General features: G+C 73.0%; 7 protein-coding genes. 4 read left to right on the top strand and 3 right to left on the bottom strand.

All coding sequences use genetic code 11. From position 1 onward, the window contains the following. Positions 1–316: aldose epimerase family protein (locus AOK09_RS12040; protein WP_456153965.1), on the top strand; the 316-nt coding region annotated here is incomplete at its 5' end. Between the two features lie 13 nt (positions 317–329). Here AOK09_RS12040 and AOK09_RS12035 read toward each other — a convergent pair. After that, positions 330–854 carry a hypothetical protein gene (locus AOK09_RS12035; protein WP_055587153.1) on the bottom strand — a complete coding sequence of 175 codons (525 nt, stop codon included), beginning with the start codon at positions 852–854 and terminating at the stop codon, positions 330–332. 349 nt (positions 855–1,203) lie between these two features. On the opposite strand from AOK09_RS12035, the gene AOK09_RS12030 reads away from it, so the two are divergent. Then, the gene (locus AOK09_RS12030; RefSeq protein WP_055587152.1) at positions 1,204–1,773 is read left to right on the top strand and encodes a maleylpyruvate isomerase N-terminal domain-containing protein; all 570 of its coding nucleotides are present in this window, start codon (positions 1,204–1,206) and stop codon (positions 1,771–1,773) included. A 491-nt stretch (positions 1,774–2,264) separates the two neighbouring features. Here the strand turns inward: AOK09_RS12030 and AOK09_RS12025 are convergent, their stop codons facing one another. Continuing rightward, positions 2,265–2,948: an isochorismatase family cysteine hydrolase gene (locus AOK09_RS12025; protein WP_055587151.1), complete on the bottom strand. Its 684-nt coding sequence runs from the start codon at positions 2,946–2,948 to the stop codon at positions 2,265–2,267. A 992-nt stretch (positions 2,949–3,940) separates the two neighbouring features. Here AOK09_RS12025 and AOK09_RS12020 point away from each other — a divergent pair. Then, positions 3,941–4,735, top strand: coding sequence for a hypothetical protein (locus tag AOK09_RS12020; protein ID WP_245687250.1), 795 nt, complete (start codon positions 3,941–3,943; stop codon positions 4,733–4,735). Positions 4,736–4,917: 182 nt separating this feature from the next. Here the strand turns inward: AOK09_RS12020 and AOK09_RS12015 are convergent, their stop codons facing one another. After that, positions 4,918–5,772, bottom strand: a complete 855-nt coding sequence (locus AOK09_RS12015; RefSeq protein ID WP_055587149.1) for a S1 family peptidase — start codon at positions 5,770–5,772, stop codon at positions 4,918–4,920. A gap of 390 nt (positions 5,773–6,162) precedes the next feature. On the opposite strand from AOK09_RS12015, the gene AOK09_RS43420 reads away from it, so the two are divergent. Then, positions 6,163–6,828, top strand: a complete 666-nt coding sequence (locus AOK09_RS43420; protein ID WP_407675393.1) for an RlpA-like double-psi beta-barrel domain-containing protein — start codon at positions 6,163–6,165, stop codon at positions 6,826–6,828. Positions 6,829–7,136 lie beyond the last annotated feature (308 nt).

The following is a 7,136-nucleotide window of genomic DNA, read 5'->3' as shown; positions in this document are numbered from 1 at the left end:
TGTACACCTGCAGGCCCGGCTGGGGGATCCGGTGAGCGGCCGGGAGCTGGAGGTCTGGACGACCGAGCCGGGCCTGCAGGTGTACACGGGCAACCAGCTGGACGGCGCCCTGCGGGACGCGGCCGGGCGCCGCCACGAGCGGTACGCGGCCATCTGCCTGGAGACGCAGCACCTGCCCGACTCACCCAACCGGCCGGACTTCCCCAGCACGGTGCTGCGCCCCGGCGCGGTGCTGCGCAGCCGCACCGAGTACCGCTTTCCGCACCCCCGCCCCGGCTACCCGGAACCCGCACCGGTCCCGCCGGCCGCGGGATAGTGCGGCCGGCCGGTCATGTCCCCGAGGGCACGGGGCGGCCGCGGTCACCGGTCGGCTCCGGCGTGACCACGGGGTCGCCGCCGCCCCCGCCGCGGTGGCAGAACGGGCACCAGGGGTACAGCCGGTTGTGGGTGGTGCCCGAGTGGATCGAGACGGCGAGCAGCACATCCGTCGCGCTGAGGACCGCGTTGAGGGCGGCGGAGTGCGCGGGGAGGAAGAAGCCCGCGGTGAAGCAGACCACCGCGGCGAGCAGGATCCGGCCCCGGTGGTGGGCGGCCCGCAGGACCGGCAGTCTGCGCTCGGCGGCGGCCGGCCCGTCGAGCGGCATGGCGTTGACGCAGTGTTCGCACAGGCCGCGGGAGTGGAGGAAGTCGGCGACGACCGCGGCGACCATGAGGGCGGCCGCGGCGGTGCTGAGACCGGTGACGCCCAGCCAGGGGACGGGGGACTTGGCGAGGAAGATCCACGGGAGGGCGCGGTTGGCCCGGTGGATCCACCGGGGCGTGGGGGGTTGGCTGTCGGCTGCGGCGGTGGTCATGGGGTGGGTCCTTCCTGTGCGGCGGGGACTCGGCAGCCGTCGCAGTGGCCGCAGTCGAGGTCGGGACAGCAGATGACGGGCCGGCGGGGCGTCCCTCACCCGGCCGTTCCGGCAGACCCCCTTCGCTCTCCGTCACGCATGCATCGTGTCGCACGAGCCGCCCCCGTAGCCACCGGCAGCGCAGCCGGGCGCGCCCGCCGCCCCTGCACAGCCCGCCGGCCGGGGTCTGCGGGACTGCCCGCATCCGCAGCGGGAATGGCATGCACGGGGGCGGCGGGCTCAGGACCGCCGTGGCCTGAACGAACCAGCAGCACAGCCGCATCACCACGTGCCTTGCGAGGAGCACCGCATGGACCACCGAGACGTCCAGGCCGCCGTGGCGGAGATGCTGGAGACTCTGAGGCCTCACACGGGCGAGGACTGGACCGCTCCGGCCGGCCCGCTGGAGTGGAGCTGCCGGCAGACGGCCGCGCACATCGGCCACGACCTGCTGGCCTACGCGTGCCAGCTCGCCGCGCGCCCGGCCGACGCCTATCTCCCCTTCGATCTGCGCGTGCGCCCCACCGCCTCCCCTGCCGAGGTGCTGCAGGTGGCCGCCGCCTGCGGCGGACTGCTCGGCGGTGCGCTGGCCACCGCCGACCCGTCCCTGCGGGCCTGGCACTGGGGCCCGTGCGACCCGACGGGATTCGCGGCGATGGGCGTCGCCGAGATCCTGCTGCACACCCATGACCTCACCCGCGGACTGGGCGTGGACTGGCTGCCGCCGGCACCGCTGTGCGCGGCCGTACTCGACCGGCTGTTTCCCGACGCCCCGCCCGGCGAGCCCGTCCGGGTGCTGCTGTGGTGCACCGGGCGCGGGGACCTGGACGGTCTGCCCCGCCGGACGTCGTGGGTGTGGAAGGCGGCACGGCCCGACTGAGCGCGGTCGACTCGGTCTGGGAATCCGGCCTCGAGGCGGGCTGACGGAGGCACAGCCAGGTCCCTGCGGCCCAGTGGTCAGGTCCACTCCGACGGGACACACCGACCTGGACCACACCGATCCGGGAACACCGAGTGGAGGCCTTCCCAGCGCATGGTGGCGTGGGCGCGGCCTGAGCGAAGAGGTGCGAACACAGCGGCCCCGCGCGCCGGGCTCGCGGGGCGGCTCGAGTGTGCGGTCGGTTCCCTCTGGTGCGGTACCGGACCCGGACGGGATCCGCCGGATCAGGACCGCCACCGTCGCCGACCTGGTCCTCTCCCCGGCTGTGACGGGTCAGACCGCGTGGTCTCCGCCGGGCGCCACCGGCCGTCAGGGCCGGTGGCGGCCAGTGCGTCGGGCGGCGCGGGCGGCCGGCCGACTCGTCGACGGCCACGTACGACACAAGCCGTCATGCGCGCCCGGCACTCTCTCCCCGGGGCCGTCGACCGCCGTCACGACAGATGCTCCATGTCGAGGCGGAACGCGCCCTGGTCGGTCGTCCGGGGCTGCGCTTCCACGGCCCTGGTGAACTCGTCGGTGGTGAGGACGGCATGGGCGTACTGCGGTGCGTTGACATCGAAGGTCGCCTTCATCTCGTCCCAGGTGAAGGACCCGATGGCGTCGCGGATCAACGTCACATGGAACCCGAGTTCCTGCGCGAACCGCGCGGTGGTGTCCACGCAGGTGTTCGACTTCATCCCGATGATCACGACCTTCCGGATGTGGTGCTGCTTCAGCATCATGTCCAGATCGGTGTTGGCGAAGCCGCTTGAGGACCAGTGCTGCTGCATGACGAGTTCGCCCTCACGGGGCTGGAAGTCGGGGTGCCACTCCGCCCCCCAGCTGCCCTTCGCGAACACCTGTCCCTCGACCACGCGCTCCTGGGTCGGGGAGAGGTGTTCCCAGGTGCGGTAGTCGCTCGGGGTCGTCTGGTGGTGAGGCACGATGAAGACGCGGAAACCCTGGTTCCGGGCCGTGGCGAGCATCGCGCGCATGTGGTCGAGCAGGTTTATCGCTTCCGCCACGTCTTTCACGCGCGGCCAGAGCTTGCCGCCCTCCGAGATGAAGTCGTTGTACGGATCGATGATGAGCAGCGCCGTCCGGTCCGCGGGGTAGATGCCTGCCTTGTCGTTCACAACTCCTCAGCCCCATTCATGTCCTGGGTGGACGAGGGACCGGCGACATGCCGGGACGTCCGCCGTGGAACCGCTCGCCGGCCGGGCGAGCCGCTCAGGTCCGTGGGCACCGGCGCCGCCCCGGCGGCCCTGATGCGGGACGGCACGGGGTTTGCCCTGGACGCGGATCACCGTGTCACCCTGTGGGAGCCGTCGGCTCCACTCCGTGGTCGCCGTGGCAGAGGTCCGCACTCGCCGGGCTCCCGCCCCTCATCGTCCCACTGGTACGCGGTTCAAGCATCTGCGCCCAGGGGGTGAGCCGGCGCGGGCTCCCCTTCCCGACGGCCGGCCGCTCGGGGGACAGCCCGGCGGAGACCGCGGGACCGGACCGTACGGCGACCGGCGGGTGCCGCACCTGCGACAAGGCCCTGCTCACCGCCCCCGCAGGGCCGGTCCGGTGCGGATCGGGCGGGCCTGCGCAGATCGACGGCGAGGAATGCCCCCGGTGGGAACGCCCGCGCACGTCGGCCCCGGCACGGAGTGCTGGTCAGCACCGTCCCGGCGACGGCCAAGGGGCAGGCTGTGGCGGCCGTCTCGGTCGCGGACGCGGACGGCGCGTTACGGTCGGCGAGCAGGCCGGACTGCCACTGCACCGCTTCCCCTGAAGCGGATCGCCGACGCCCCCACGGCCCTGGAGCAGGGCGCGGTGGGCAAGGTTCTGATCGAGCCGGCCTGCTCCCGCCCGGCCGTCCCGCCTAGCCGGAGCGGCCTCGGGCCGCATGGACCCGCCGCGCTCCGGGCCAGGGCCATTGGAGACCGGTCGTGGGGGGTGGACCGCCGGAGTGCCGCCGCCTGCGGCGATGACGGATCAGTTCACCACCGGGGTGAAAGGCCGCCGGGGCACCTGCTGCGCCCACGCTCGGCCTGGACGCGGCCAGGGCCCTCTCCTCAGGCCCCGCCCCGCTTGATGATCTTCGTTGACACGCCTCGGGGCCACCCCGACGATGGTCCTCATGCGTTTTCTGAGGCGGCTGCGCAGGGATCTCTCCACAGGGCAGAACCTGGAGATCTACACGACGGCACTGCTCTCCCTGGTGCTGGCCGTCCTGGGAGTCCTCGGCACGGTCGGAGGCCAGGTCCTGGCCGCCGCCACGCTCGCGACGCTGGCCCTGCTGGCGGGTGGAATGCTGGGCAGCCGCCGACAGGTCGCGGAGCTGACCGCCGAGCTGCGCGCCCGAGGCCGGGGGGAGGTCCGCGCCGAGGACTTTCTCGGCGGGGACAAGGCGGACCTCGTCCAGCACGTGCGCACCGCACAGGACGTCTGGATCGTCGGGGTGACGCTCTCGCGCACCCTGCGGAACCTGGTGGACGAGCTCCAGCGCAGGGCCGCCGCCGGGGCGGTGGTCAAAGTGGCGCTGATGGATCCGCACGGCGACGCCCCCGAGGAGGCGGCACGCCGCAGCACGATCCCCGACCGGGCCGAGATGTACCGCAACCGACTCCGCTCGTCCGTCGACCTGCTCCGCGAACTCGCCGACACGCCCGGCACGGCAGGCACGGTGGAGGTCCGCTTCCTGCGCTTCGTCCCCGCCTTCGGACTGCTGCTGCTCGATCCCGAGCGGCCCGGCGGCCGCATCCACGTCGACATCTACTCGCACAGCTCGGCCAGCGGAGACGCCGTCTTCACCGTCCTGCCGCACCGCGACGAGCAGTGGTTCCGGCACTTCCGGACCGAGTTCGACAGCGTGTGGGAACACGGCCGGCCGGCCGACGCATCGGACGGTTTTCCGGCGACCCGGAGCACCTGAGCCGAGCCCGGTTGAGCGTTGCCCGCGGGTGCGGGTGTGCGCGACGGGATCCACCACGCCATGGGTGCCGCACAGCCGCATCGTGCGGCGTTTCCCGCATCCTCGCCGCCGCGGGCGCCCGGAGCCCGCAGGGGTCCGCCGGCCGCGGGGTGGCGCGGCCGGCGGGCCCGGTGGGGCGCCGGCTACGGCCTGGGCAGGGTGCAGCCGGGCAGGGTGAGGTCGAGCTGGGTCCCGGCGCCGAAGCACCTGGTGAGCAGATAGGTCTCCTCGGCGTAGTTGGTCCCCTGATGGACCGTCACATTGCCGTCGGCGTCGACCTCGCAGGGGTTGTCGACGGTGCACCGGCCGCCGTCCTCGTTGCCGGTGTTGTTCACCGCGACCAGCAGGCCGGTGGAGGTGTCGATCACCGGCGAGCCCGAGGTGCCGCCGATGGTGTCGCAGGCGGAGGTGTAGCGGACCGAGTCCTTCCAGGTCCAGCCGCCCTCCTTGAGCTGCGGGACGAAGCCGTCGATGGAGCAGGACCAGGTCTGCTTCCAGTACCCGGAGACCACCTTGATGGCGGCACCCTGCACCGGGTGGTCGGCGGAGACGGTCAGCGGGTCCACGCCGTAACTGCTGCGGATGGCCGCATAGGTGGTGTTCAGCTGGTACAGGGTGACGTCGGTGTCGGTCATGGTCGCGTAGGTGACCTTTGCGGCGCGCAGCGTGCCGAGTCTTCTGGCGGAGGCGTCGAGCAGGGTGAAGGTGCGGCTGGAGGGCTGGTCGACCAGGACCTGCCCGGGGGCGGGCATGCCGGTGGAGAGGCAGTGGCCGTTGGTGAGGACCAGCGCACGGTCCGTCGCGGCCGAGCCCGGCATCCGCACCAGTGACCCGGAGCAGTTGCTGAGCGCCACGGTTCCGGCGTAGTTCACGGTCACCGCCGGGGTTGCGGCGTTCCGTGCGAGGGACGGCGACGCGAGGGCGGGTGACGCACCGGCGAGGGCGGTGGCGCCGGTGAGCGCCACAGCCGCGAACGCACCGACGAAGGGTCTCTTCATGGAGGTGCCATGTGTGTTCGACATTCCCACAAATTGTCGTGAGCATGCCCGGATGTCAAGACTCCGACCGTGAACCGGATCGGCCCTCGAGGCGTTTCCCCCGCGTGGACCGATCCGGGTGGGGCCGATCGAACCAGGAGTTGTTGACACATGGCGGGTACGAGGAAGATCCAGGTGGGCCGCACGGGGAGGCTGGCCCTCCTGGCAGCTGCGGGGGCACTGATCGCGGGCGGGGTGGCGGTGGCCACCGGCAGCAGCCAGGCCGCGGAGAACTGCGCCGGACTGGACACCGCCCTGCAGAACAACCTCACCTTCATCGCGGGCCAGCAGGCCAACCCCGACACCCAGTCCGCAGCACGCATCGCCAACCGGCAAGCCGTCGTCGACCAGATCCAGGCCCGCCGCAAGGCCGCCGGCTGCACCGGCGACCCAGCCGCCCAAGCCGCCCAGGCAGGCCAGGCAGCTCAGGGAGCCCAGGCCGCAACGGCCGGACAGGCGGGCGCCACGGAGAGCTGCGCCGGACTGGACACCGCCCTGCAGAACAACCTCACCTTCACCGCGGGCCAGCAGGCCAACCCCGACACCCAGTCCGCAGCACGCATCGCCAACCGGCAAGCCGTCGTCGACCAGATCCAGGCCCGCCGCAAGGCCGCCGGCTGCACCGGCGACCCAGCCGCCCAGGCAGCCCAGGGAGCCCAGGGAGCCCAGGCCCCTGCGGGCGGACAGGCCATGACCCCGCCGCCCGCCGCGGCGGGCACGGCGGCCGCAGGCTCCGACCGGCAGGGGTCGCCTGCCGGGCAGGCCACCGGAGATGTGGTCTGCGCGGGCTCCACGGTGACGCTGTCCGGCGAGGGCGGCGCTCCCGCGGCGTCCAGCAGCCAGTTCCCGGCGGGGACCGTGCTCAAGGTCACCAACCTGGACAACAACAAGTCGACCACGGTGCAGGTGACTTCGGTCTCCGGCAGCTGCGTCCTGCTCAACAACGCCGCATTCGAACAAGTGCGCGAGGCCGGCAAGTTCCTGATCCGCCACGCCCGTATCGAACGCGTGGGCTGACACGGCGGGGAGCCGTACGGGCGGGTGCCGCCGTCCACCCGGCGGGCACCCGCCTCCGTCGTCGGCCCCTCACCCCCGCCGGCCCTCGGCCCCCATCAGTGCGCCAGGAACCCCCGATCCGCCCTGGGTCGCAGACCCCGCCCGGGTGGACGAGTCTGGAAAGCGGACCGGAGGAACGGTGCTGAAGGGAGCCCGCGGTGGAAGGCACGCGCAGGGCGCGGGGCGACGGCCGCCCCGTCCGGGGGCGCCCGCTGCCTGCCCTGCTGATCACCGCGGCGGTGCTGATCGACCTGCTCTCCCCACCGCCG

Origin of the sequence: Peterkaempfera griseoplana, from assembly GCF_001418575.1 — a bacterium.
Taxonomy (GTDB): Bacteria; Actinomycetota; Actinomycetes; order Streptomycetales; family Streptomycetaceae; genus Peterkaempfera; species Peterkaempfera griseoplana.
Note: the sequence above shows the minus strand (reverse complement) of the source record. Positions and strands in the feature narration are given on the sequence as shown.

What these genes read in the sequence shown, in the direction of transcription:
- AOK09_RS12020 (WP_245687250.1), top strand. Translation starts at nt 3,941, where the DNA reads ATGCGTTTTCTGAGGCGGCTGCGCAGGGATCTCTCCACAGGGCAGAAC.
- AOK09_RS12035 (WP_055587153.1), bottom strand. Translation starts at nt 854, where the DNA reads ATGACCACCGCCGCAGCCGACAGCCAACCCCCCACGCCCCGGTGGATC.
- AOK09_RS12015 (WP_055587149.1), bottom strand. Translation starts at nt 5,772, where the DNA reads ATGAAGAGACCCTTCGTCGGTGCGTTCGCGGCTGTGGCGCTCACCGGC.
- AOK09_RS12030 (WP_055587152.1), top strand. Translation starts at nt 1,204, where the DNA reads ATGGACCACCGAGACGTCCAGGCCGCCGTGGCGGAGATGCTGGAGACT.